This window comes from Saccharothrix sp. NRRL B-16348, assembly GCF_001280085.1.
Lineage (GTDB): Bacteria > Actinomycetota > Actinomycetes > Mycobacteriales > Pseudonocardiaceae > Actinosynnema.
In genome coordinates this window covers 12,840-36,926 of sequence record NZ_LGED01000001.1, presented here as the reverse complement: position 1 = coordinate 36,926, position 24,087 = coordinate 12,840, and the positions used below count along the sequence as shown (strand labels likewise).

At 71.2% G+C, this 24,087-nt stretch carries 24 protein-coding genes; 11 read left to right on the top strand and 13 right to left on the bottom strand.

The genetic code is table 11. From position 1 onward, the window contains the following. The first annotated feature begins 33 nt into the window (after positions 1 to 33). A complete protein-coding gene (locus ADK67_RS00160) occupies positions 34 to 876 on the top strand; it encodes an aminodeoxychorismate lyase (protein ID WP_053714270.1) in 843 nt (280 codons plus the stop codon). Between the two features lie 169 nt (positions 877 to 1,045). On the opposite strand, the gene ADK67_RS00155 is transcribed toward ADK67_RS00160, so the two are convergent. From ADK67_RS00155 to ADK67_RS00110, 11 genes are all read right to left on the bottom strand, one after another. Continuing rightward, complete coding sequence (locus ADK67_RS00155) at positions 1,046 to 3,607, bottom strand: glycosyl hydrolase family 18 protein (RefSeq protein ID WP_082403114.1); 2,562 nt, start codon at positions 3,605 to 3,607, stop codon at positions 1,046 to 1,048. Between the two features lie 161 nt (positions 3,608 to 3,768). After that, positions 3,769 to 4,677, bottom strand: coding sequence for a biotin-dependent carboxyltransferase family protein (locus ADK67_RS00150; RefSeq protein WP_231647951.1), 909 nt, complete (start codon positions 4,675 to 4,677; stop codon positions 3,769 to 3,771). Positions 4,678 to 4,685: 8 nt separating this feature from the next. Further along, positions 4,686 to 5,285: a 5-oxoprolinase subunit B family protein gene (locus tag ADK67_RS00145; protein ID WP_053714269.1), complete on the bottom strand. Its 600-nt coding sequence runs from the start codon at positions 5,283 to 5,285 to the stop codon at positions 4,686 to 4,688. Between the two features lie 179 nt (positions 5,286 to 5,464). After that, positions 5,465 to 6,100, bottom strand: a complete 636-nt coding sequence (locus ADK67_RS00140) for an FABP family protein (protein WP_053714268.1) — start codon at positions 6,098 to 6,100, stop codon at positions 5,465 to 5,467. Positions 6,101 to 6,311: 211 nt separating this feature from the next. After that, the gene (locus tag ADK67_RS00135) at positions 6,312 to 6,614 is read right to left on the bottom strand and encodes a DUF1416 domain-containing protein (RefSeq protein WP_053714267.1); all 303 of its coding nucleotides are present in this window, start codon (positions 6,612 to 6,614) and stop codon (positions 6,312 to 6,314) included. 2 nt (positions 6,615 to 6,616) lie between these two features. Further along, positions 6,617 to 7,462 (bottom strand): sulfurtransferase, encoded by an 846-nt coding sequence (locus tag ADK67_RS00130; RefSeq protein WP_053714266.1) that lies wholly within the window; start codon positions 7,460 to 7,462, stop codon positions 6,617 to 6,619. 53 nt (positions 7,463 to 7,515) lie between these two features. Next, complete coding sequence (locus tag ADK67_RS00125; RefSeq protein WP_053714265.1) at positions 7,516 to 7,971, bottom strand: DUF4395 domain-containing protein; 456 nt, start codon at positions 7,969 to 7,971, stop codon at positions 7,516 to 7,518. 104 nt (positions 7,972 to 8,075) lie between these two features. After that, positions 8,076 to 8,153 (bottom strand): putative leader peptide, encoded by a 78-nt coding sequence (locus ADK67_RS55235; protein ID WP_360462167.1) that lies wholly within the window; start codon positions 8,151 to 8,153, stop codon positions 8,076 to 8,078. A gap of 66 nt (positions 8,154 to 8,219) precedes the next feature. Beyond that, complete coding sequence (locus ADK67_RS00120) at positions 8,220 to 8,669, bottom strand: TlpA family protein disulfide reductase (RefSeq protein WP_053714264.1); 450 nt, start codon at positions 8,667 to 8,669, stop codon at positions 8,220 to 8,222. After that, the gene (locus ADK67_RS00115; protein WP_053714263.1) at positions 8,670 to 9,473 is read right to left on the bottom strand and encodes an LmeA family phospholipid-binding protein; all 804 of its coding nucleotides are present in this window, start codon (positions 9,471 to 9,473) and stop codon (positions 8,670 to 8,672) included. It lies immediately after the preceding gene. After that, on the bottom strand, positions 9,470 to 10,246 hold the full coding sequence (locus ADK67_RS00110; protein ID WP_442974059.1) for an alpha/beta hydrolase family protein: 777 nt from the start codon (positions 10,244 to 10,246) through the stop codon (positions 9,470 to 9,472). Before ADK67_RS00110 ends, ADK67_RS00115 begins: the two co-directional genes overlap by 4 nt. 175 nt (positions 10,247 to 10,421) lie before the next feature. Here ADK67_RS00110 and ADK67_RS00105 point away from each other — a divergent pair, with 175 nt between their 5' ends. The 10 genes from ADK67_RS00105 (at position 10,422) to ADK67_RS00060 (ending at position 19,791) form a co-directional block, all read left to right on the top strand. Next, entirely contained in the window at positions 10,422 to 11,177 is a 756-nt protein-coding gene (locus tag ADK67_RS00105) for a response regulator transcription factor (RefSeq protein WP_053714261.1), read from the top strand. 147 nt (positions 11,178 to 11,324) lie between these two features. Then, positions 11,325 to 12,203: a mycothiol synthase gene (mshD, locus tag ADK67_RS00100; protein ID WP_053714260.1), complete on the top strand. Its 879-nt coding sequence runs from the start codon at positions 11,325 to 11,327 to the stop codon at positions 12,201 to 12,203. 194 nt (positions 12,204 to 12,397) lie between these two features. Next, positions 12,398 to 13,522 (top strand): phosphate ABC transporter substrate-binding protein PstS, encoded by a 1,125-nt coding sequence (gene pstS / locus ADK67_RS00095; protein ID WP_053714259.1) that lies wholly within the window; start codon positions 12,398 to 12,400, stop codon positions 13,520 to 13,522. Between the two features lie 34 nt (positions 13,523 to 13,556). Next, complete coding sequence (gene pstC / locus ADK67_RS00090) at positions 13,557 to 14,612, top strand: phosphate ABC transporter permease subunit PstC (RefSeq protein ID WP_053714258.1); 1,056 nt, start codon at positions 13,557 to 13,559, stop codon at positions 14,610 to 14,612. Continuing rightward, positions 14,609 to 15,523, top strand: coding sequence for a phosphate ABC transporter permease PstA (gene pstA / locus ADK67_RS00085; RefSeq protein ID WP_053714257.1), 915 nt, complete (start codon positions 14,609 to 14,611; stop codon positions 15,521 to 15,523). The genes pstC and pstA overlap by 4 nt, the downstream gene beginning before the upstream one ends. A gap of 10 nt (positions 15,524 to 15,533) precedes the next feature. Next, on the top strand, positions 15,534 to 16,310 hold the full coding sequence (gene pstB / locus ADK67_RS00080) for a phosphate ABC transporter ATP-binding protein PstB (RefSeq protein ID WP_053714256.1): 777 nt from the start codon (positions 15,534 to 15,536) through the stop codon (positions 16,308 to 16,310). 206 nt (positions 16,311 to 16,516) lie between these two features. Beyond that, a complete protein-coding gene (locus ADK67_RS00075; protein ID WP_231647949.1) occupies positions 16,517 to 16,876 on the top strand; it encodes a hypothetical protein in 360 nt (119 codons plus the stop codon). Positions 16,877 to 16,923: 47 nt separating this feature from the next. Next, a complete protein-coding gene (locus ADK67_RS00070) occupies positions 16,924 to 17,433 on the top strand; it encodes a hypothetical protein (protein ID WP_157619825.1) in 510 nt (169 codons plus the stop codon). A 19-nt stretch (positions 17,434 to 17,452) separates the two neighbouring features. After that, positions 17,453 to 18,997: a PPE domain-containing protein gene (locus ADK67_RS00065; RefSeq protein ID WP_053714253.1), complete on the top strand. Its 1,545-nt coding sequence runs from the start codon at positions 17,453 to 17,455 to the stop codon at positions 18,995 to 18,997. Next, complete coding sequence (locus tag ADK67_RS00060) at positions 18,994 to 19,791, top strand: ESX secretion-associated protein EspG (RefSeq protein ID WP_053714252.1); 798 nt, start codon at positions 18,994 to 18,996, stop codon at positions 19,789 to 19,791. Before ADK67_RS00065 ends, ADK67_RS00060 begins: the two co-directional genes overlap by 4 nt. Positions 19,792 to 19,794: 3 nt before the next feature. Here the strand turns inward: ADK67_RS00060 and phoU are convergent, their stop codons facing one another. Both phoU and ADK67_RS00050 read right to left on the bottom strand, forming a co-directional pair. Beyond that, positions 19,795 to 20,466 (bottom strand): phosphate signaling complex protein PhoU, encoded by a 672-nt coding sequence (phoU, locus tag ADK67_RS00055; RefSeq protein ID WP_053714251.1) that lies wholly within the window; start codon positions 20,464 to 20,466, stop codon positions 19,795 to 19,797. A gap of 80 nt (positions 20,467 to 20,546) precedes the next feature. Then, positions 20,547 to 23,879: an LCP family protein gene (locus ADK67_RS00050; protein WP_157619823.1), complete on the bottom strand. Its 3,333-nt coding sequence runs from the start codon at positions 23,877 to 23,879 to the stop codon at positions 20,547 to 20,549. Positions 23,880 to 24,087 lie beyond the last annotated feature (208 nt).

Sequence of the window (24,087 nt, the reverse complement as noted above, 5' to 3'; positions counted from 1 at the left end):
AATCCGATGGTAGGCCGTGAGTAGTCTCACGGTATGCGCGTGCTCGCTCTACTGGACGGAACCCTGGCCGACCCCGACGCCCCGCTGATCCGGGTCGACGACTTCGGCCTGATGCGTGGCGACGGTGTCTTCGAGACCATCCTGGTGGTCGACGGCAAGCCGCGGGAACTCGCTCCCCACCTGGACCGGCTGGCCCGCTCGGCGGCCATGCTCGACCTGCCCGAGCCCGACCGCGCGGCGTTCGAACGCGCCGTCGACCTCGTGCTCGACAACTGGACGGGCGGCCCGGAGGTCGCGCTCAAGCTCGTCTACACGCGGGGTGTCGAGGGCGGTGACGGCACGCCGACCGGCTTCGCGCTGGGCATGGACATCTCGCCGAAGGTGATGGCGCAGCGGGCCGAGGGCATCGCCGCGGTCACCCTCGACCGGGGCATCGAGCCGGGGCTGATGGACCGCGCGCCGTGGCTGCTGCTGGGCGCCAAGTCCCTGTCGTACGCGGTGAACATGGCGGCGATCCGCGAGGCGGAACGGCGTGGCGCGGCCGAGGTCGTGTTCACCACGTCGTCCGGCTCGGTGCTGGAGGGCCCCACGTCCACCCTGATCATGGCCCGCGGCCGGACCCTGACCACGCCGCCCGCCGAGCTGGGCATCCTGCCCGGCACCACGCAGGCCGCGCTGTTCCGGGCCGCCGGGCGCGAGGGCTGGGCGGTCGAGGTGCGGCCGGTCGAGGTCGAGGAGCTGTACTCGGCGGACGGCGTGTTCCTGGTGTCGAGCGTCCGCAAGATCACCCGCGTGCACACGTTGGACGGCAAGACGCTCCCGGACGCCGCCGAACTGCACGCGACGTTGGCCGACCTGTACGAGTCGGAGTACTGAGTTGGATTGCCGCTGCTCCGCAGACGGCGGCTCGGTCGCCTGGAAGTCGACCGTTCGCGCCTGATTTCCCGACGATCGAAAGGCGTGATCGCCGGAAAATGAGTCGCGAACGGTCGACGCGACCTCGCGGGCAGTGGTGGCCCTGGACATCGCGCCCAGGGCCACACGCTCACCTCAGGCCGGCGTCCACGGCGTTGATCAGGGTGCCGGAGGCGGTGTCGCCGGACATCTCCCAGATCATCGCGCCGAGCAGGCCGCGCTGCTTGAGCCACGCGGTCTTCCGCTGGATCGCCCACACGTCGTCGAACGTCCACCACTGCCCGCCGTCGCCGGTGAAGCAGGACGTCGCCACGGCGGCCTCGTCGTGGTGCACCGCGCAGCCCGGCACGCTCGCCAGCAGGCTCGAGTACCCGCGCGTGCCCGCCTCCTCGGCGAACTGACCGGGCGCCGCCCCGGTCGCCGACTGCCACTCGCCGTTCTTCCCACCGGCCCGGACGCCCTGCCAGCCGCGGCCGTAGAACGCCAGCCCGATGGTGATCTTGCGCGGGTGCACGCCGACCGAGGTGTAGGCGTTCACCGCGTTCTCCACGCTGAAGTGGAACGGATACGGGTCGTCCACGTCGGCGTGGAGGTTGCCCTGGTGGCCGGTGCGGTTGGGCTCCCACGAGTTGTCGCTGCCCGCGCCGTGGAAGTCGTAGCCCTGCACGTTGAAGACGTCCAGGGACTTCGCCACCGCCGGCAGGTCCCAGCCGGCCTCGATCTTCGCCGGGTCGGCCGGGGTGAACGCGGTCAGGTCGTACCGCCTGCCCGTCTGCGCGCCCAGCTCGTCCAGCTGCCGGCGGAACTCGTCGATCAGCAGCGTGTTGTTCCGCTTGTCGTCCGGGCCGATGTGGTTGCCCGCGTGGCCCTCCGCGCCCGGCCACTCCCAGTCCAGGTCGATGCCGTCGAAGATGCCCGCCGCCGTGCCCGGCCCGCCCGCCGCGTTGTAGACGGGCAGGTTGCCCTTGATGTAGACGTCCAGGCAGGACTTGACGAACTTCTTGCGCGCCGCGTCCGTGGCCGCGACGTCGGAGAAGTACTTGGAGTACGTCCAACCGCCCAGCGAGATCAGGACCTTCAGGTGCGGGTGCTTGGCCTTGAGCTTGCGGAGCTGGTTGTAGTTGCCGCGCAACGGCTCCCAGCCGGTGTCGCCGACGCCGTCCACGGACTGCGCCGCGCTGAACGGCCTGCTGTAGTCGGCTTCCGCGTCACCCGCGCCGTCACCCTGGTTCGGGTCCTGAGGGTCGGGCGAGGTGCCCTTGGTGACGCCGTGCAGGCACGTGAGGTTGACCGGGTCGATGTTGCCGAACGCGTAGTTCAGGTGGGTCAGCTTCGCCGCCGTGCCGCTGGTGTCCAGGTTCCGCACGAAGTACTGGCGGCCGTAGATGCCCCACTGCACGAAGTACCCGACCCGCGCGTACCCGTCGACGATGTCCGAAGTGGACACCGTGACGGCGTTGCTCGCGGTGGACAGGTTGTCGTGCAGGTCGCGGGCGCGGACGGTGAACGTGTAGGCGGTGGACGGTGACAGGCCGTCGACGCGCGCCGTCGTGCCGATGACGGTCGCCTTCACCGCGGCGCCCTGGTAGACGTCGTAGTTGGCCACGCCGCGGTTGTCGGTGGCCGCGTCCCAGCTCAACGTGACGCTGCCGGCGTCCTTCGCGGTGCTCCGCAGGTTCGTCGGCGCGGTCGGCGGCTGGGTGTCGTCGGCCGGGTTGTTCGTGGTCACGGCCAGGGCGTTGGACGCGGGTGACAGCGTGCCCTTGGTGTCCTTGGCCTTCACCGTGAAGGTGTAGGCGGTGTTCGGGGTGAGGCCGGTGACGGTGGCGCCGGTCGACGTGACCGTGGTGGCGAGGGCGCCGCCGTTGTACACCTCGTACCCGGCGATCGGCAGTGAGCCGGGTGTCGAGGCGGTCCACGCCAGGGACACGGTCTTGGTGGTCTTCACCGGCGAGTGCAGGGTGCCCGGCGGGGTGGGCGGTGTGTCGGGCGTGCCGTCGCAGTTGGCGTTGTTGACCCGGCAGGTGACGGGTTCGGCGGCCCGGCTGAGCGTGAACGTCGGGCTGTACGGCTCGGTCGAACGCCGTGCGCCCACGCTGCGGTTGTAGTGCACCGGGTTGAGCGTGACGGCGTTGCCGGTCTGGCTGATCGTGGCGTGCTGCGCGCCGCTCGCCGTGACGCCGGCGGGCAGGGTGAAGGTGATCGACCAGTCGGCGAGCACGGCGTCGGTGTTGTTGTTGACCACGAACTTGCCGGTCGAGCCGGTGAGGCTGAAGTCGGCCGTGGTCGGCGCGGGCGGAGGTGGCGGTGGGCCGCTGCCGTCGCAGTTCGCGCCGTTGATCGCGCAGGTCGTCGGGTCGACGGCCTGGCTGAGGGTGAACGTCGGGCTGTACGGGTCGGTGGTGCGGCCGGCCTGGATGGTGGCGATGTAGAACGCGGGCGTCAGGGTGACCCGCGTGCCGGTCTGGGTGGTCGTGGCGTGCTGCGCGCCGCTGACCGTGACGCCGGCGGGCAGGTCGAACTTGATCGACCAGCCGGAGATGGCGGCGGTCGTCGGGTTGGCGACCACGAACGTGCCGGTGGTGCCGGTCCGGCCGAACGTGGCGGTCAAGCCGGTCGCGGCGGCGGCCGGTGCGGACAGCGCTGCGGTGGCCAGGAGGAAGGCCAGGAGCGCGATGGCTGGTCGGCGCATCAGGGTGTGCCTCTCGAGTACAGGGACAGTCGAGAACCACGGCGGCCTGGTCGTGCCGGTCTTTTCCGAGAACGCTGCTGAACGTAGGACGTGCGGCGGTCGTTGACAATGGGTCTAGACCAATTGCGTCCGTTCAGCCCTGCGGGGTCGGGTTCGGGGGGTCAGGTTCGGGGGTCGAAGCGCAGGCGGGTGCCGGGGCCGGCCTGGCCGAGCAGCGGGAGGACGTGCGCGGCGACCACGCCGATCACCGGGTAGCCGCCGGTCGTCGGGTGGTCGGCGAGGAACACGACGGGCCGTCCATCGGTCGGGACCTGCACCGCGCCGGTGACCAGGCCTTCGCTCGGCAGCTCCTGCCCGACCCGGCACGCGGTGCGGTCCAGCGCCGTGCCGGCGAGGCGGATCCCGACGCGGTTGCTGCGGTCGGACACCGTCCAGCGGCCGTCCCGGAGCTGGCGTGCCGGGTCGTCGAACCAGTCGTCACGGGGGCCGAGGACGACGGGGACGCGGAGTTCGTCCGGGACCTGCGTCGGGACCAGCACGTCCACGCCCACGGGCACGCCGGTCGGGTCGCCGAGGGGCAGCTCGTCGTCCGGTCGGAGCGGTGCGGGGCCGAGGCCGGAGAGCAGGTCGGTGGACCGGCTGCCCAGGTCGGCCGGGACCGTGATGCCGCCGGACACCGCGACGTACGACCGGAGGCCGCCGGTGGGCGTGCCGAGGGTGAGGGTGTCGCCGGGCGCCAGGTGCAGCGGCGAGTCGCGCGGGACGCCGTTGACCAGGGCGGGTGTCGCCGGGCCGGTCACGGCGACCGTGCAGGACGCGTTGGCGCGCAGGGACAGGCCGCCGAGCAGCACTTCGAGGCAGGCGGCGTCCTCGGGGTTGCCGACCAGGCGGTTGGCGAGCGTGGCCGAGCGCGTGTCGAGTGCTCCGGACGGCGGGACGCCCAGGTGCGCGTGGCCGGGCCGGCCCAGGTCCTGGACGAGGGTCTGCGGGCCGGTGCGCAGGACGGTCAGCGAGCGTTGAACTCGGGGGTCCTGGGCGTAGGACTCACGAGACGTGGGCGTAGGACTCACGCGGTGGGTCATCGGACGGCCTCGAAGCGGACGCGGTCGCCGGGGGTGAGCAGGGCCGGGGTGGGTCGGCGCGGGTCGAACAGCGGCGCGTCGGTCCGGCCGATGAGTCGCCAGCCGCCGGGCGTGGCGCGGGGGTAGGCGGCGGTGAACTCGCCCGCCACGCCCACCGAGCCCGCCGGGACCTTGGTGCGCGGCGAGTCGAGGCGTGGTTGGCGCAGGGGCTCGGGCAGCCCGGTCAGGTAGGCGAAGCCGGGCGCGAAACCGCAGAAGGCGACCCGGTAGTCCGCGCCGGCGTGCAGCTCGACCACCTCGGCCGTCGTCAGGCCCGCCGTCTCGGCGACCAGGTCCAGGTCCGGGCCGTCGTAGCGGACCTCGATGACCACCTCGGCGCCGACGGCCTCGGGGCGGTGGACCAGGTCCGCCGTGGTCAGGAGCTTGCGCACGGCGGCCACCCCGCCCGGTCGGGTGACGATCAGGACGGTGCGCGCGGCCGGCACCAGCTCGACCACGTCCGGGAACCCGGCCGCGACCGCCCGCACGGCTTCCACCTCGCCGAGCGAGTCCACCTCGACGAGCACCGCATCCGTGCCGCAACGCCGCAGCTGCATGGCGTAGAGATTATCTGAGGATTGTTGAACAATCCAACCGCACGCGCACTCGCGAGGTCGCGTCGGTCGTTCGCGACTCATTTCCCGGCGATCATGCTTTTCGATCGTCGGGAAATCAGGCGCGAGCGGCCGACTTCCAGGCGACCGAGCCGCCGCCTGCGGAGCAGCGGCAATCCAACTCAGCCGACGATGCGCTGCAGGTGTGCGGAGGTGTGCGGCTGGAGCGGCTGGCCCACCATGGCCCGCTCCTCGACGTAAGCCAGGTCGCCGTTGTTGACGATGCCGTACAGCCGCTGCGCGCCCGTGACGTCCTTGGCGGTCGCCGTGCGCACCACCGCGTCCGTGGTGATCTCCCACGACGTCTGGTTGCGCGGCTTGCCGTAGTACAGCTCCACGATCCCGGTGTTGTGCGTGATCAGCACCTCGATCGTGTCGTCCGCCTGCGGGCGCCAGAAGCCCGTCTCCCGCGCCGCCTGGCGGATCACGCCGCCGTTCTCGTCCAGCAGCCAGGCCCGCGCCTCGTAGTACAGGAACGGCCTGCCGTCGTGCGCGAACGTGATCTGCTGCCCGTACCGGAACGGGCCGTCGATCGTCGGGTACACGACCTCGCCCTCGCCGCGCCACACGCCGACGAGCGGCAGCAGCGCGAGGCACGCGTCGTGCAGCGAGGGACCGGAGCGCAGGTTCGCCGTGTCCGCCGGGATCGGCAGGTCGTCGAACTGCGGCAGGTTGCGCGCGCCGGTCACCGACGCGCGCGAAGCGGCGGCCTGCACGGCCGCGTCACCACTGCCCGGAACGGGCTCGTTGTCGCTCACCGCTGGTCGGAGAACAGGCGGTACACCACGTACCCGGCGAACCACACGATCAGCAGGGACACGAGGACCAGCAGTCCTGTGAAGAAGTGTTCCACCCGTCCAGTTTAGGCACCCGCCCCGGACAGCCGCCGACCCCGGTGGCGAACGCCACCGGGGTCGGCGAGGGGGTAGCGCCGGGGGCAGCCCGTGCACTCCCCGTGTCACGCGGGTGTCAGGCCACCGCGACCTCGACCGGGTGCACGCCCGGCCCTTCCGCGTTGACCGACGCCTGCCCGTTGCCCGACCGGTGCAGCGCGCGGATGGTCCACGTGCCCGGCGCGGCGAAGAACCGGAAGTCGCCGTCGGCCGAGGACACGACCTCGGCGGTGAACTCGCCCGAGGCGTCCAGCAGGCGCACGAACGCGCCGCCGACCGGAGCGCCGTCGGACCGGACCTTGCCGGACAGCACGACCTCGTTCGCACCGACCGTGATGTCGACGCCCTGCTCGGGCGCGCCGCAACCGTCCAGACTCATGATCAGGCCTCCTTGCCGCTGCCGAGCTCGACCGGCACGCCGACGAGCGAGCCGTACTCGGTCCAGGAACCGTCGTAGTTCTTCACGTCCTCGTGGCCGAGCAGCTCGTGCAGCGCGAACCACGTGTGCGACGAGCGCTCGCCGATGCGGCAGTAGGCGATCGTCTTGCGGGAGCCGTCGAAACCGGCCTCGCCGTAGATCTCGGCCAGCTCCTCGTTCGACTTGAACGTGCCGTCCTCGTTGGCCGCCTTGCTCCACGGCACGTTGATCGCGCTCGGGATGTGGCCGGCGCGCTGCGCCTGCTCCTGCGGCAGGTGGGCGGGCGCGAGCAGCTTGCCGGAGAACTCGTCGGGCGAGCGCACGTCGACCAGGTTCTTGTTGCCGATCGCGTCGACGACCTCGTCGCGGAACGCGCGGATCGCCAGGTCCTGCTCCTGGGCGGTGTAGGTCGTCTCGGCGCGCTCGACCTGCTCCTTGTCCAGCGGGCGGCCGTCGAGCTCCCACTTCTTGCGGCCGCCGTCGAGCAGCTTCACGGCGTCGTGGCCGTACAGCTTGAAGTACCAGTAGGCGTAGGCGGCGAACCAGTTGTTGTTGCCGCCGTAGAGGATGACCGTGTCGTCGTTGGAGATGCCCTTGGCGGACAGCAGCTTCTCGAAGCCCGCGCGGTCCACGAAGTCGCGCCGCACCGGGTCCTGGAGCTCGTTCCTCCAGTCGATCTTCACCGCGCCCGGGATGTGGCCCCCGTCGTAGGCGCTGGTGTCCTCGTCGACCTCCACGAACACCACGCCGGGCGCGTTGAGGTTCTCCTCCGACCAAGCGGCCGAGACCAGGACGTCTTCACGGCTCATCGAGCTGCTCCAATTTCTTCGTTCTTACTGCGACGGTGTCACTGGGGTCGGGGTCACCGGGGTCGGGCGAGCGCGGGTGCGTAGCGGCGCAGGAGCAGGAACATCTCGCAGCCCAGGCACAGGCCGACCGCGGCGTTGAGCAGCGCGGCGACCAGTGCGGCGGACGTCGCGACGACTCCGAGCGCGGTGAGGCCGGTGACGTAGCCGATCGTGCCGACGAACGCGAAGACGAACCCGACGCCCTGCGCGAACCGCAGCGGGGCGGCCTCCTCGCGCTCGGTCGTCGGCTTGATCCTCGGCTGCACGGCGAACCGGTAGACGTGGCCCCACGGGTTGAGCTTGAGCGAGATGAACGCGCACATCCCGAAGAGCAGGGTCTGGGCGGCGAGCAGACGCCACGAGCCGGTCAGCAGGACCACCGCCAGGATGGCGGTCGTGATCCAGGCGCTGAACCGAGGGCCGCGCGGGTCGACCGGCGCGTCCTTGGTGGCGGTGGCTCCTACGGGCACGGCGACCTCCTGACGGTGGACAAGACTGGTAGTCCGTCTCAGGCGGTGTTAGGGGCAAGCGCACACGGCCGTCAAGGGCGTGCGGGCCGCCGGCAACCGCCCGGTCAGCGCGCCGCGCGACACAGGCTGCTGCGCACGCGGCACAGGTCCACCGCGAGTCGCTTGGTCAGCAGCGTGGTCATGGGATCGAGACTAGCCGCTCGTCCCTGCTGTCGGGAGTGGCGTCCAAACCGTGGGAATGCCCAGGTTCACCCGATCGGTCCAGGCAGGTGTGGGCGCAAAGCCGCAATGAGGCGGTCCGGCTTCGGGACCCCGCCGACCCGCAGGAGTTCCGCGCCGGCCGGGTCCAGCGCCACCGTCGTCGGCGCGCGCAGCACCCCGAGGTCGGCGGCGACCCCGGGCAGGTCGGTCACGTCGAGTTCGACGTGCCGCAGCCCCTCGGTGCGGGCGGCGAGGTCTTCGAGCACGGTGCGGGTCTGCCGGCAGTTCGCGCAGAACGTGGTGGAGAGCTGCACCAACGTCACCGGGGTGTGCCGGTCGAGCAGGTCGCGGACGGCCGCGGGCAGGTGCTCGCCGGGCTCGGCCGCGGGGCTCCCGCCCGGTTCCGCCACGCGCACGCGGCCGTCACGGGCGCGCAGCACCACGGCGATCACGGCGACGACCGCGACCGCGCCGAGCAGCGCCCACACACCGGTCATTCAGTTGCCGCCCTGGTCCAGGAGGATGTCGTTGATGGCGCCTTCCACGGTGAACGCGCCGCTCTCCACCTTGACGGCGGTCGGCGTCACCGTGAAGGGCAGCGCGCCCGGGTCGATCGTCACGCTCAACGCCTCGCGCACCACGCCGAGCACGGCGTCCAGGCCGTCCAGCGCCATGTCGTCCAGCTCGACGTCGTTCACCGCGATCATCACCTGGCCGTTGACCAGCGACACCGTGCCGTACGCGGTGATGCGGATGTCGCGGCCGGCGACGTTGGTCTTGCCCGACAGCTTCACCGCGGCGACCGTCGGGTCCGGCGCCTGCCCGTCGGTCACCTTGGTGCGCTTGTCCGGCTCGATCGCCAGGTCGGTGAACGGCGTGATCTGGTTGACCAGCCGGCTCAGGTCGTTGACCTTGATCTTGACGCTGCCCCTGACCTGGTCGATCCGCGCGTCGCGGGTGTTGCCGGCCAGCAGGTCCGACAGGCCGATCCGGGTGTGCTTGAGGTTCGCCCGGATCTCCAGGTCGCGCAGCTGGTCGCGCACGGGCACGCCGGTGGCGCTGATCTCGATGTCGCGGTAGTCGCCGCCGATCGCCTGCGTGATGAACGGGAAGCCGTTGATCCGGACCGACGGGTCCTCGCTCAGCCCGAACTTCTCCCGCATCTTCTGCGCGACCTGGTACTCGCCGACCGCGGCCAACCCGAAGTCGGCCGCGACCAGCAGCCCGCCGACGACGAGCGCGGCGATGATCAGCTTGCGCCCGCGCGTGGCACGGCGGCGGTTCGTGTCGGTCGCGGTCATCGCCTGCCCTTTGTCCGGTCCGGGTGGTGCTGCGGGGTGTGCTCGTCCAGCGGCGTGGTGCGTTCGTCCAGCCAGGTCGCGATCCGGTCTACCAGAGCGGGCGTCATCGACGACTCGGCGTGCCGCACGCCGGGCTCCAGCCACAGCTCGGCGCCACCGCCCGCGGCCCGGTGCAGCGCGACGGCGTGCCCGGTGCCGAAGTAGTGGTCCTGCTCACCGTGCACGATGAGCAGTGGGGTCGGGGTGATGCGGTGCACGACTTCCAGCGGGCTTTCCGGCGTGGTCAGCCACGGCGGGCCGAGGCGCACGCCGAGCGCGCGGGCGGCGAGCCTGCCGTGGGGCTGCTCCAGCAGCCAGTGCACGCGGCGCATGGCCACCGTGTCGCGGACCCACCAGCGCGACGGCGCGCTGACCGCCGCCACGGCGTCCGGCCGGTCGTCGTGCAGGCCTGCGTGGCGCAGCGCGATGGACGCGCCCATGGAGAAGCCGACGGTCACCACCCGTCGGTACCCGAGATCGCGGGCGAGGGCGACACCGGCCGCGAGGTCGTGGATTTCGTCACCGCCGACGGTGGACCGCCCACCGGAGCGACCGTGGCCCCGGAAGTCCAGCGCGACGACCCCGCCGTGCCGTGCGAACCGGTGCAACACGCGTGACACGAACGGTTTGCGAACGTGATTCGTGAAGCCGTGACCCACCACGAATGCGAGATCCGTCACGGACGGTGTTGATCTCACATGCACACCGTGCAGATGGACAGCGTCATGTGACATGGATGTAACAGGCGTGACGCTTGTGGAAACAACTGTGACTCTGACCTGCTGACCTGGGTCTTTCGTGGTGTGCACCGGTATTGTCTCCGTCATCCGCAGGCAACGGGGCCCGGTCACCGTACTTCGCCTGTGCCTGGTCGGTGACCAAGCACCGGCCGAACGAGAGGGCGCCGCGATGAGTATCGATGTGTTGCTGCTGACCACCGACGCCGACCCCGAGGCGGTTCTCCCCGCGCTGTCGCTCCTCCCGCACGAGGTGCGGCCGCTGCGCCCGGAGGTCTCGGCGCTGCTGGAAGCCGGTCCGCACGACATCGTCCTGGTCGACGCCAGGACGGACCTGGTCGCCGCGCGCAGCCTGTGCCGGCTGCTCGACTCCAGCGGCGTGGACGTGCCCGTGGTGGCGGTCGTCACCGAGGGCGGCCTGGTCGCGGTCAACTCCGACTGGAGCGTGGACGAGATCCTGCTCCCGACCTCCGGCCCGGCCGAGGTCGACGCCCGCCTGCGCCTGGTGCGCTCCCGGCGCGGCACCACGCAGCCCGGCGGCGACGGCTCGATCCAGCTCGGCGAGCTGGTCATCGACGAGGCCACCTACACGGCCCGCCTGCGCGGCCGTCCGCTCGACCTCACCTACAAGGAGTTCGAGCTCCTCAAGTACCTGGCGCAGCACGCGGGCCGCGTGTTCACCCGCGCGCAGCTGCTGCAGGAGGTCTGGGGCTACGACTTCTTCGGCGGCACGCGGACGGTGGACGTGCACGTCCGGCGCCTGCGCGCCAAGCTGGGCCCCGAGCACGAGTCCCTCATCGGCACCGTGCGCAACGTGGGCTACAAGTTCGTGCGCCCCCCGCGCCCGGGCAGCACCCGTCGCGTGGACCACGCGATCGACGCGCCCGAGACGACGATCGACGAAGCCGAGCTCATCTACCGTGCTTGATCGCCGCTGCTCCGCAGACGGTGGCGAGGTCGCCTCGAAGTCGGCCGCTCGCGCCTGATTTTCCGACGATCGACAAGCGTGATCGCCGGAAAATGAGTCGCGAACGACCGACGCGACCTCGCGGGGCAGTCGAGTAGGTTTTCCCGCGTGGAATTGACCTGGTTCGAGGTGTTGTCCCCCGAGCAGGCCGGCGAGGTGTCCGGTCTGCTCGGGGCTGCCGAAGCCGCCGACGGCGTCGCCCCCGTCGGCGAAGCCGTGATCCTGCGCCTTCGTCCCGACGCGCGCGGCAGCCGTCACCTGCTGGCCCGTGATGCCGACGAGCTGGTCGGCTACCTGCACTTGGACGTCTTCGGCGACTCCGACGGCAACGAGGTCGCCGAGCTGGCCGTCCACCCCGGGCACCGGCGCCGCGGGCACGGCACGGCGCTCGTCGAAGCCGTGGCCGACCGCGCCAAGCCCCTGCGGATCTGGTCGCACGGCGGCCACCCCGGCGCGGAAGCGCTCGCCGCCAAGCTCGGCTACCGCAAGGTCCGCGAGCTGCTGCGCCTGCGCCGCCCGCTGGACGCCGACCTGCCCGAGCCCGTGCTGCCTGCCGGCGTCACGCTGCGCTCCTTCGTGCCCGGCCGGGACGAGGCCGCCGTGGTCTACGTCAACCACCGGGCGTTCGCGTGGCACCCCGAGCAGAGCGCGATGAGCATCGAGGACGTGCGGCAGAAGGAAGAGCAGCCGTGGTTCGACCCGGCCGGCTTCCTCCTCGCGGTCGACGACGACGGGCGGCTGCTCGGCTTCCACTGGACCAAGGCGCACACCGCCGAACTAGGCGAGGTGTACGTGGTCGGCGTCGACCCGGACGCGCAGGGCGGCGGCCTCGGCAAGGCGATCACCCTGGCCGGTCTGGCGCACCTGCGCGACGCCGGGCTCACCGACGTGATGCTGTACGTCGAGTCAGACAACGCGGCGGCGTTGGCCGTGTACAACCGGTTGGGCTTCACCCGCTGGGACGCGGACGTCCAATACGCCCGGTAGTGACAAACCCATCACGCCATGCAAACGTGCAGGTCACGGGACACCCAAAAGGCGGTGTACTCCGTCACTTCCCGTGTGGTGTTCACCCGTCGTTCACCTTCTCCTGGGCACCTGTCCACCCTCGCTACCTACCGTCCGTGTCGAGCGGCGGAGCTTCGCCGCGAAATCCGCTTCCGTAGCTGGAGGACTCCCAGGTGAAGACCAAGCGACACGGCGCCGTACTCGGCCTGATCGCGGCCGGTGCGCTTCTGCTCACCGCGTGTGGCAGCGACAACAACGCCCCCGGCACCGGCGGTTCGACGTCCGCGGCCGGCGACTCCTCCGTCCCGGTCGAGTGCGGTGGCAAGTCGAAGCTGAGCGCGGAGGGCTCCTCGGCTCAGCAGAACGCGATCGCCACGTTCATCCAGGCGTACCAGGCGAAGTGCGCCGGCTCTGACCTCGCGTACAACGCCACCGGCTCCGGTGCGGGCGTCAAGCAGTTCAACGCGGGCCAGGTCGACTTCGGCGGGTCCGACTCGCCGCTGTCCGAGAGCAAGGGCGAGGTCGCCGCGGCGGCCGAGCGCTGCAAGGGCAACCCGGCGTGGAACCTGCCGCTGGTCTTCGGCCCCGTCGCGCTGGGCTACAAGCTGGAGGGCGTGACCAACCTGGTGCTGAGCGGCGAGGTCGCCGCCAAGATCTTCAACGGTGGCATCAAGAAGTGGAACGACCCGGCCATCGCGGCTCTGAACAGCGGCGCGTCCCTGCCGGACAAGGACATCAAGGTCGTCTACCGCTCGGACGAGTCCGGCACCACGGACAACTTCCAGAAGTACCTGACCGCCGCCTCGAAGGGCGCGTGGACCCAGGGTGAGGGCAAGCAGTTCAAGGGCGGTGTCGGCGAGGCCAAGGAGAAGTCCGCCGGTGTCGCGCAGGCCGCGGGCTCGATCGACGGCGCCATCACCTACGTCGAGCTGTCGTTCGCGCAGGACAACAAGCTGTCCGTCGCCAAGATCGACAACGGCTCCGGCCCGGTCGAGCTGACCAACGAGACCGTGGGCAAGGCCATCGACGGCGCCAAGATCAAGGGCACGGGCAACGACCTGGTCCTCGACCTGGACTCGATCTACGGCTCCACCACCGCGGGCGCCTACCCGCTGCTGCTGGCGACCTACGAGATCGTCTGCTCGGCCGGCTACGATGCCGACACCGCGAAGGCCGTCAAGGCGTTCCTCACGGTCGCGGCCACGACTGGCCAGGACGGTCTGGCGGACGCGGGCTACGCTCCGCTGCCGAAGGCCTTCCAGGAGAAGCTGCTGACCGCCATCAAGGCCATCGCCTGACCAGGCCGGCACACTTCCCGGGAACACCATTGCGATGAACGACCGCACAGTGGCCCCCCGCCCCTCGGGCACCGGTTCGACCGGTGCCCGTGCGGGCGTTCCGGCTGCTCGACCCGACTCGGAGGCTCCGATTCCCCCGACCACGGAAGCCGATCGGAAGACTGTCGTCCGGCCGGGTGACCGGATCTTCGCCGGCCTGGCCACCGGCTCGGGCCTCTTCATCGTGGTCCTGATCGCGGCGATCGGCATCTTCCTGCTGCTCCAGGCCATCCCGTCACTCGGGCTCGACAAGGTCAACTTCCTGACCAGCCGCGAGTGGTCGACCAGCGACGTCAACAACATGCGCTACGGCATCTTCGACCTGCTCCTGGTCACCGTGGTGTCGTCCGCGTTCGCGCTGATCATCGCGATGCCGATCGCACTGGGCATCGCCCTGTTCCTCACCCAGTACGCGCCGCGCCGGCTCGCCCGGCCGTTCGCCTACGTCATCGACCTGCTGGCCGCCGTGCCGTCGATCATCTTCGGCCTCTGGGGGCTGCTCGTGCTCGGCCCGGTGCTCACGCCGATCGGCGAGTGGCTGACCGCGACCCTCGGCTGGTTCCCGCTGTTCGCCGAGGGCAACGTCAGCATCGAGCTCGGCGGCACGATCTTCACCGCCGGCATCGTGCTGGCCGTCATGGTCCTGCCGATCATCACCGCGGTCAGCCGCGAGGTGTTCGACCGCACCCCGGTCACCCACATCGAGGGCGCCATCGCGCTGGGCGCGACCAAGTGGGAGGTCGTGCGGACCACCGTGCTGCCGTTCGGCAAGGCCGGTTACGTCAGCGCCTCGATGCTCGGCCTCGGCCGCGCCCTCGGTGAGACGATCGCGTTGACGATCATCCTCAGCGGCACGGGCGCGGCGTTCGCGTGGAGCCTGTTCGACGGTGGCGCCACGTTCGCGTCCAAGATCGCGCTGGCCGCGCCCGAGTTCAACGACCCGCGCACGGCGGGCGCCTACATCGCCGCCGGCCTGGTGCTGTTCGTGCTCACCTTCGGCGTCAACGCCATCGCCCGGTCCATCGTCGCCGGTCACAAGGAGTACGAATGACGACCGACACGGCGGACCTGAACCGCCTCGCCACGCCGCCGACGTTCCAGAGCGTCAGCGGCGCGCGCAAGCTCAAGAACGGCATCGCCACCGCGCTGGTGTACGGGGCGTTCCTCATCGCGATCGTGCCGCTGATCTGGGTGCTGTGGGTGGTGATCCAGCGGGGGTTCCCGGTCGTGCTCGACGCCGACTGGTGGCAGAAGTCGCTGTCCGGCCTGCTGGGCCGCCAGAGCGGCGGCGGTGTCTACCACGCGATCTACGGCACGTTGGTGCAGGGCCTGGTGTGCGGCCTGCTGTCCGTGCCGCTCGGCCTGTTCGTCGGCGTCTACCTGGTGGAGTACGGCGGCCGGTCCAAGCTGTCCAAGGCCACCACGTTCATGGTCGACATCCTGACCGGTGTGCCGTCCATCGTGGCCGCGCTGTTCATCTACACGCTGTGGATCACGTACTTCGGCTTCGGTCGCAGCGGTTTCGCGGTGTCGCTGGCGCTGGTGCTGCTGATGGTGCCGGTGATCGTGCGGACCACCGAGGAAATGCTGAAGATCGTGCCGGACGAGCTGCGCGAGGCGTCCTACGCGCTCGGCATCCCCAAGTGGAAGACGATCGTGAAGGTCGTCATCCCCACGGCGCTGTCCGGCATCATCACCGGCATCATGCTGGCGCTGGCCCGCGTCATGGGCGAGACCGCGCCGGTGCTCGTGCTGGCCGCGTACGCGCCGTACATCAACTACAACCTGTTCGACGGCCCGATGGCGTCGCTGCCGCTGCTCATGACGTCGGAGCGGAACAACCCGACGCAGGCCGGTTTCGAGCGGATCTGGGGTGCGGCGATCACCCTGGTCATCATCATCACGCTGTTCAACCTGCTGGCTACCGTGATCTCGCGGTGGCTGGCTCCGAAGACGAAGTGAGCGGGCGGTCATGGCCAAGCGCATCGACGTGAAAGACCTGAACCTCTACTACGGCAAGTTCCACGCCGTGCAGGAGGTTTCGCTCGCCGTGCCGCCGAAGAACGTGACGGCGTTCATCGGCCCGTCCGGTTGCGGGAAGTCCACCGTGCTGCGGTCGTTGAACCGCATGCACGAGGTGGCGCCCGGGGCCCGGGTGGAGGGCACCGTGCTGCTGGACGGCGAGGACATCTACGCGTCCTCCGTCGACCCGGTGCAGGTGCGCCGGACCATCGGCATGGTGTTCCAGCGCCCCAACCCGTTCCCCACGATGTCCATCCGGGACAACGTGGTGGCGGGCCTGAAGCTGGCCGGCGAGCGGAACAAGAAGAAGCTCGACGAGGTGGCCGAGCGGTCGTTGCGCGGGGCCAACCTGTGGAACGAGGTCAAGGACCGCCTCGACCGGCCCGGCGGCGGCCTGTCCGGTGGTCAGCAGCAGCGGCTGTGCATCGCGCGGGCGATCGCCGTGCAGCCCGACGTGCTGCTGATGGACGAGCCGTGCTCGGCGCTGGACCCCATCTCCACTCTCGCGATCGAGGACCTGATCACGGAGTTGAAGAAGGAGTACACGATCGTCATCGTGACCCACAACATGCAGCAGGCGGCGCGGGTCAGCGACCAGACCGCGTTCTTCAACCTGCTGGGTGTCGGCCAGCCGGGTCGGCTGATCGAGGTGGACGACACGGAGAAGATCTTCTCCAACCCGAGCCAGAAGGCCACGGAAGACTACATCTCCGGCCGTTTCGGCTGATCGACCTGCTTGTCCGTGAAGCCCTCCCACCAGCAGTGGGAGGGCTTCCGCGCGTTCGGGTGACGGGGGAACCGAGGGCTCGCCCCTGCCGTCAAAATCGAGACACGGTCCTCCGTTCGGGGGTACCGTGACCGTTGGGATCGGCAGACTCGCAGGGGGTAACCGTGGCGGCGGAAGGTGCGTTGAGCGCACAGTCCATGCAAGCTATGACGGCCAGCATGGTGGGGCTGAAGCAGGCCGCCGAGTCGGGCTCGTTCGCCATCAGCCAGGAAGGCGCCGAGGCCTACCTGAAGGCCATCGCAAGTGCCCAGCAGGACCTACAGAAGATGGACGTCGCCCTGCAGATCCTCCGTCAGGAGACGAAGCTGGGCACCAGTCCGGATGGCACGGCCATGGCGCGCTACAACCAGGAGAGCGTCGAAGGCGGTGCCGGGACGGCTGGCATAGTCCCGGCGGTCGAGCAGTTGAGGGTCGCGTTGGAAGAGGCCCGCTTGGCGCTGCAGAAGGCGATCGAGAACTACCGCGAGGTCGATAGCTCGAACGCAGGCACCTACAACCGCTACTGAGGTGGAGACAGTTGATCAAGGGATTGCCGGCTCGCGTCGTCCTGACGATGGTCGTGCTGGGCACGATCGCCGCCGGGTGCTCCACCAAGGAGCCAGGTGACGCGTCGGCTGGGACCACCACGTCGACCACCACCGATCAAGCCTCGCCGACCACGAGCACCAAGCCGTCGGGCAGTGGGGATTCGCTCGCCGACTTCGACGAGTGCGAAGTGTTGAACTCCATCGCCCCGCAGCTGAACCTCACCGACATCGAAGTTGTGATCGGCGAGACGTGTGGTGCCAGCGTCTCCACCACGGCATCTGTCGCGGTGAAGGGCCACCCTGATCTCGGCTTGGACGACGTCGTGCCGGGCGGTCAGCAGTCGGACATCACCATCGGCTCGCGCAAGGCCAAGATGGTCAAGCAGTCGACCACGCAGACTTCCTGTCTGATCGCGGTGGAGGCCACTCCCACCTCGAGGGTAGATGTCGCGGGTTCCGCGAACGCGTCGTTGGACGAAGCCTGCGCCGCCGCCACCGCAGTCGCCACCGCCATCGAACCGAAGCTGCCGAAGTAACCCAGAGGGGAAGAACGTCGTGACGCCGCCGAACTCGCAGCCGCCGTACGGGCCGCCGTCCAACTCGCAGCAGCCGAACAGCCAGGCGACTCAGGTCACCTACGCCGGGCAGAACGAGGAGCAGCTGCGGGCCGAGTACGCGCGTTCTCAGCAGGAGAACCCCGGCCTCTTCCCTTCTTTCATGGACTTCGTCCGGGACATCCAGGTCAGGGCGCAGTCCGCGCAGTACCAGCAAACGCAGGAGCGCGACCTCCAGCAGGTGGTGGAGGACTACCGGCCGCCGCTGTCGCCGCCCGGCTCCCACTACATGGGCTACGACCACAAGGCCCTCAAGGACATGGTCACCACGAACATGGCCCCCAGCACGGCGAACGAGCAGGGCGAGGCCTGGACGAAGCTCGGCAACACGCTCGCCGAGTTGCAGACCAACCTGAGCAGTGCCACGGCCGCCAGCAAGGGCGCCTGGCAGGGTGCGGCGGCCGAGTCGGCGCAGAGCTACTTCACCAACGTCGCCACCTGGTCAGGCAACGCGGCGCAGGGCGCGCAGCTCACCGGCAACAAGCTGTACGCCCAGAGCACGGCGGCCGAGCAGGCGAAGAACGCGATGCCCGAGCCGGTCGACTTCAGCACCGCCGACGCCTACAAGATGTTCTTCGCCGAGCCCAACCCGTTCAAGTGGGCCGCGACGATCGACCAGATCGAGCAGAAGTTCGAGGAGAAGCAGCAGGCCCACGAACGTGCGGCCGAGGTCATGACGACCATGTCCACGAGCTTCCAGGAGTCGGGCTCGACGATGCCCGCCTTCTCGGCGCCGCCGCCCATGGACGGTGGCGGTGGCGGCGACCCGGGCCAGAACGGCACGGGGCAGATCGGTGGCCGGCAGACCGTGCCGAGCGGCACGGGGACGGGCACCGGCACCGGCAGCGGGATGGGTGACCTCGGCGTGCCCGGCGGTGGCGGGACCGGCACTGGCGGCACCGGTGGCGGCAACACCAACCAGTCCGGCTGGACCCCCGGCGGCGGTGGCAACACGAACCTCCCCGGCCCGGGCGGCGGTGGCAACAACCACCTGCCCGGCCCCGGCGGCGGTCCCTACCCGCCCGGCATCTACCCGCCCGGCCCCGGACCCCACAACCGGCCCCCGATGCCCCCCAACGGACGTCCCAACCCGAACGGGCCCGGTGGCGGCGGCGGCAACCGCGGGCCCGGCGGTGGCGGCATGGGCCGCATGCCCGGCGGCGGTCCCGGCGGTCCCGGTGGCATGGCCGCGGCCGGTCGAGGCGGCATGGGCGGCTTCGGTCCCGGCGGCAGCGCGGGCACGCTCGGCGAGGCCGGTCGGTCCGGCGCGGGCGGTTTCGGCCCCGGCGGCGCCGGTGGTCCCGGTGGCGCGGGCGCGGCGGGCCGCGGTGGCGCGGCCGGCATGGGCGCCGGCGGCATGGGCGCCGGCGGCGCGCGCGGCCAGGGAGACGAGGACAAGGAGCACAAGGCCGCGTCCTACCTGGTGGAGACCGAGGACGTCTTCGGTGACGGCACCATGGTCGCTCCGCCGGTCATCGGCGGGTGAACGTGTTCTCGTTCGCCCTGTCCCACGCGGCGGCCGACATGCTCTGGGAAGACCTGAGACTCGGCAGCCGTCCCTACCCGTTCGAATTCCCCTACCTCGGGCAGACGATCGACGAGCGGCGCGGCATCCGCAACGCCGTCCACCGCGACCTGGAGTCGCGCGGCCTGGCCCAGCGCGGCCGGGTCGCGCCCGAGGTGGAGGAAGCGCTGACCCTGCTGGTCCGCTTCGACTACAGCCTCAACGCGGTCGCGTCGCTCGACGCGCGCAACGTCGAGCGCCAGCTGCTCGCGCGTGGTGGCGCGGCGGGCGAGACGGCGGCGCTCGCGGTGATGGACGACCGGCAGATCAAGGTCGACCTGATGCGGGCGCCCGGGTTGCTGCGCGCGATCGTGGACCTCGTCCCGCCGTCGCGGCCCGGCCCCGGCCAGTCGATCACCGTGCCGATGCCGACGTCCGCGCCGCCGCCACCGCCGCGGCGGGACGACGACTTCGGCAACGCCACGTTCACCCAGACCATGGCGCCGCGCTCGACGGCGTCCGCGCAGGTCCGCGCGTTGGAAGCGGTGTTCGAACGGCCGCGGCTGCGCGCCGGCCAGTTCGGCGTCACGGTGCGCGGCAGGCACGGCCGGGAGCAGCGCGCGCCGCAGGTCGCGTGGTTCGACAACGACCAGGGCCGCTACATGTCGCAGACGCGGCAGGGGCAGGACGGCCAGAAGTGGCTCACCCACGCCCCCGCCGACAACGCGCGCATCGCCGCCCAGCTCGCGCAGGAGCTGAACGGCCTACTGGGCTGACGCTCAGGAACCGTCGCCGGTGTCGCCGTGGTAGCCGGGCATCCGGCCGGTGACCACGAAGACGGTGCGCTTGGCCACCGACACCGCGTGGTCGGCGAAGCGCTCGTAGAACCGGCCGAGCAGCGTGGTGTCCACCGCGGACGGCACGCCGTGCGCCCAGTCCTTGTCCATGATCACCGTGAACAGGTGGCGGTGCAGGTCGTCCATCGCGTCGTCGGCGTCCTCCAACGACCGCGCCCGCTTCACGTCCTGCGTGCGGATGATGTCGGTCGCCTCACGCGCCAGCTCGACCGCGATGCGGCCCATCTCGGCGAAGTACGGCCGCACGGTGTCCGGCAGCACCGGGTTCGGGTGCCTGCGCCGCGCCGCCTTGGCCACGTGCAGCGCCAGGTCGCCCATCCGCTCCACGCTCTCGGCCGCGTGGATCACCGCGAGCACGATGCGCAGGTCGGTGGCGACCGGCGCCTGCAGCGCCAGCAGCGCGTACGCCTGCTCCTCGATGTCGGCGCGCACGTCGTCGATCTTGGCGTCGTCGCCGATCACCTGCTCGGCGAGGGCTAGGTCCGCCCCGAGCAGGGAAGCGGTCGCGCGCTCCATCGCGTCACCGGCCATCCCGCACATGTCGGCGAGCTGGTCGGCGAGTTGTCCGAGCTGATCGTGGTAGGCCTCACGCATGGCCGTCAGCCTACGGCGAGGTCATCGCGGTAGCGACCCGCCCCGGTGAACCGGGGGTGAACCCGAAACGTCCAGTCCTCTTAAGCGCAGGGGTCCTTCCCCGCGTTGACCACGGCCAGGTCCTCGGGCGGCGTCGCCTTGCCCGGATCGGTGCCCGCCGCCTGCGGCGCCCGGACCTCCTCGTCCCAGCCGGGCCCGATCAGCAGCTGCACCGCGCCGGTCATGTTCGCCTGGAACTGCAAGGTCGCGCCGGGCACCGAGGACAGCAGCGTCGCCGCCGCGTCCTCCGCGCCGAGGCCGTACAGGATCACGGTCTTCGCGGCGGGCGGCGCGTCACCGGCGATGACCACGTCGTAGCCGAGTTCCCGCAACGCCAGGGTGGTCCGGCGGGAAGCGCCGTCGTTGTCCGGGTCCCCGTTGCGCACCTGGACCTTCAGGCCCTTGTGGTCGACGACCTTGCCCTGCTTGGGGCCGGGCGGCGGGGCGGCGGCCGACGTCTGGCCCTGGGCCGGGTCGGTCGCGGTGTTGTCCGGGGTCTCCTCCGGCAGCGGCGTGCCGTCGATGATGGCCTGGAACAACGCCTTGGTGTCGGCTTCCTTCAACAACTCCAGGTTGTCGTCGTGGGCCAGCGTCGCGCCTTCGGACCGCTCGTGCGGGATGGTGACGAAGGTGACGCGGCCCGCTTCGAGGCTCTGCAACGACTGCGCCAGCGTCAGCATGTCGTTCACGCCGATGTTCTGGCCGACGGTCGACGCGGCGAACGCGTTGAGGAACCCGTTGAGCTTCCCCGGGTTCAGCAGGATCTCCGAGGACAACGCCTTGCGCAGCAACGAGGACAGGAACTGCTGCTGCCGGTTGACGCGGTCGAAGTCGGTCTTCTCCTCGCCGGCGACCTTGCGGGCGCGCACGTAGTCCAGCGCCTTGGTGCCGTCGATCTCGAACCGCCCGGGCTCCTCGAAGATCACGCCGAGCTCGTCGTCCTTCATCGGCTTCGGCACGCACACCGGGACGGTGCCGATGGCGTCGACCATGCCCTTGAAGCCGTTGAAGTCGACGCTGATGAAGTGGTTGATCTCCAGGCCGGTCAGCTCGGTCATGAACTTGCTGACGCACTTGGGCCCGCCGACCGCGTACGGCTCGTTGGCCTTCACGTCCTGCGCGGAGTCGAGCTGGTTGCCGGTGTACTGGCCGGTGGAGGGGTCCCACTCCTCGCACTGCGGCCGGGTGATGAGCAGGTCGCGCGGCACGGAGACGACGACCATGCGCTTCCGGTCGGCCGGGATGTGCGCGAGCATCAGCACGTCCGAGCGCGCACCCGGCTCGGCGTCCGCGTCGCCGACGCCGTCCTGCGGCTTCGCGCCCGCGCGGCTGTCCGAGCCGACGATGAGGAAGTTCTCGTCACCGAGCTGCTTCTCCGCCTCGTGCACCGCGGCGGAGTTGGTGTTCAGCGCGTCGATCTCGGTGATCTTGCTGTCGATGTAGAACATCGCGCCCCAGCCGAGGCCGGTGGACACGAACACGAGCACGGCGGCGGCCAGCGCGACGACCTTGACCGCGCGCACGATCTTGCTGTGCTTGGCCGTGCGGCCGCGGCGGCGCGGGCCCTCGTCGTCGGGGTCGTCGACCGGCGAGGCGTACTCGGTGGCGTCCTCGTCGTGCTCGGCCTTCCACGGCATGAGCTTCTGGCGGCGTTCCTTGCGCAGGCGCTCCTGCTCGGCCAGCTCGTCGTGGACGGCGGAGAAGCGGGCCAGCGTGTGGTCGACCTCGCGACGCTTCTTGACGTCGTCGCTGATGGCCTCCATCTCCGTGGTGAGGCTGGCCGGGTCGATGGCCTCGCGCGGCTCCGGGCCCGCGTTGAGGCGGGCGGCGATGACGGGCGGCGCCTGGTCGGGCGCGGCGGGGCCGTCGTCGGCGAACCTCCGGCCGGGCACGTCGCCGACCGGGCGCGGTCCGCTGCCGTCCACCGGGCCGTCCGCGAGGCGGCGCGGTGCCGCGCCGTCGACCGGCACGACCGGTGGGCCGTCGGCGAGGCGGCGCGGTCCGCTGCCCTCGGGACGACGGCCGGTCGGGTCTTCGCCGGGCAGGCCGGGCGCGGGGCGGCGCGGGTCGGGTCGGCGGCCGGTCTGCGGCCCGCCGGTCAGGTCGTGCGGTCCGCTGCCGTCCGCGAGGCGACGGGGAGCGTCGCCCATCGGGACGTCCGGGCGCGGTCCGCTGCCGTCCGGGAGGCGACGAGGGCTGTCGGTCGGGATGCCGGGACGGGGGCGTTGGCCGGTGTTCTCGCCGGGGCGCGGCCCGTCGCCGAGCCGCCTGGCGATGCCCTCGGCCGGCGCGCCCTCGGCGACGCGGCGTCCGGGCGGTCCTGCTTCGTCCGGCCGTCGGCGCGGGCCGTCGGCCAGGTCTTCGGGGCGCTGACGCGGCCCGCTGCCGTCGGGGTGGCGGCGGGGTGTGTCGGGCGCGAGGCCGTCGGGGTGCTGGCGTGGCGCGCCGTCCGCCGCACGCCGTGGCGCCAGGTCTTCGGGACGCGGGCGTGGTCCGCTGCCGTCGGGGTGGCGGCGGGGTGTGTCCGGTGCCAGGTCTTCGGGGCGCGGTCCGCTGCCGTCCGCCGGCCGCCTGGGTGTGTCGGGGGCGAGACCTTCGGGCCGCTGCCGCGGTCCGCTGCCGTCCGGGAGCCGTCGACCCGGCGCGGCGCCGGGGAGCTCGGGGCGCGGGCGTTGGCCGGTGCCCTCGGCGGAGCGTCGCGGCCCGGCCGGGTCCTGCGGGCGGCCGTTGGCCGGGAAGCGCGTGCCCGGGTCGACGGGAGGCGCCGGGCGCGGCGCGGCGGGACGCCCGGGGCCGACGTCGTCCGGTCGGCCCGCGTAGCCGTTCGCGTGGCCGTTCACCGGCGGTGGCGCCGGGCGGCCGGGACGTGCGCCGGGCTCGTCGGGACGGCGGCGGGCGCCGGTGTCCTCCGGCACGGGCCGCGGCGTCCGGGTGCCCGTGCCCTCGCCCGCGGCGAAGAAGTCGTTCGGGGGCGGAGCGGTGGGGCGGCGGCCCGCGGGCGGTGCGCCGTTCGTCGGCCTGGGGCGGGCGCCGGTGTCCTCGGGTGACGGTGGCGCGTAGTCCGGTGGTGGCGCCTGCCTGCGCGGCGGTTCCGGCGCGGCACGGCGGCCGGTGCCCTCGGGGGCGTGCCTGCCGTTCTGGGGCGGCGCGGGTCTGCGGGGCGGCTCTGGCTCGGGCGCGGCGCGCCTGCCGGTGTCCGACGGACCGGACGGGACCGGGCGTGGGATGTTCGTGCGGCTGTGCTGTTCCAGCAGGTCGGACACGCTCAGCCCGCCATCGTCCAGCGACCTGCGGCGACGGCCGGTCGGCTGGTCTTCCTGGGGGGCCTGGTCACCTCCGGGTCCGGGGCCGCCACGGCGGGGCTCGTCGGGCACCCGGTCTCCCTTCAGCTTCGGTCATTAGTCGCTCGTCATCACGAGTTGACGACGGCAAGGACACATTGGTTGCACCAACGGCGTGTCACTTGCCTTGGCGATACTACGGATGACGGCCAGTCCTGACGACCACTCCCGGTGATACAGGGGTCGGCAGTACTCGGTTGCGCGCAGCAGACTACGTCCGAAAGGGTGAGTGGACGGTAGG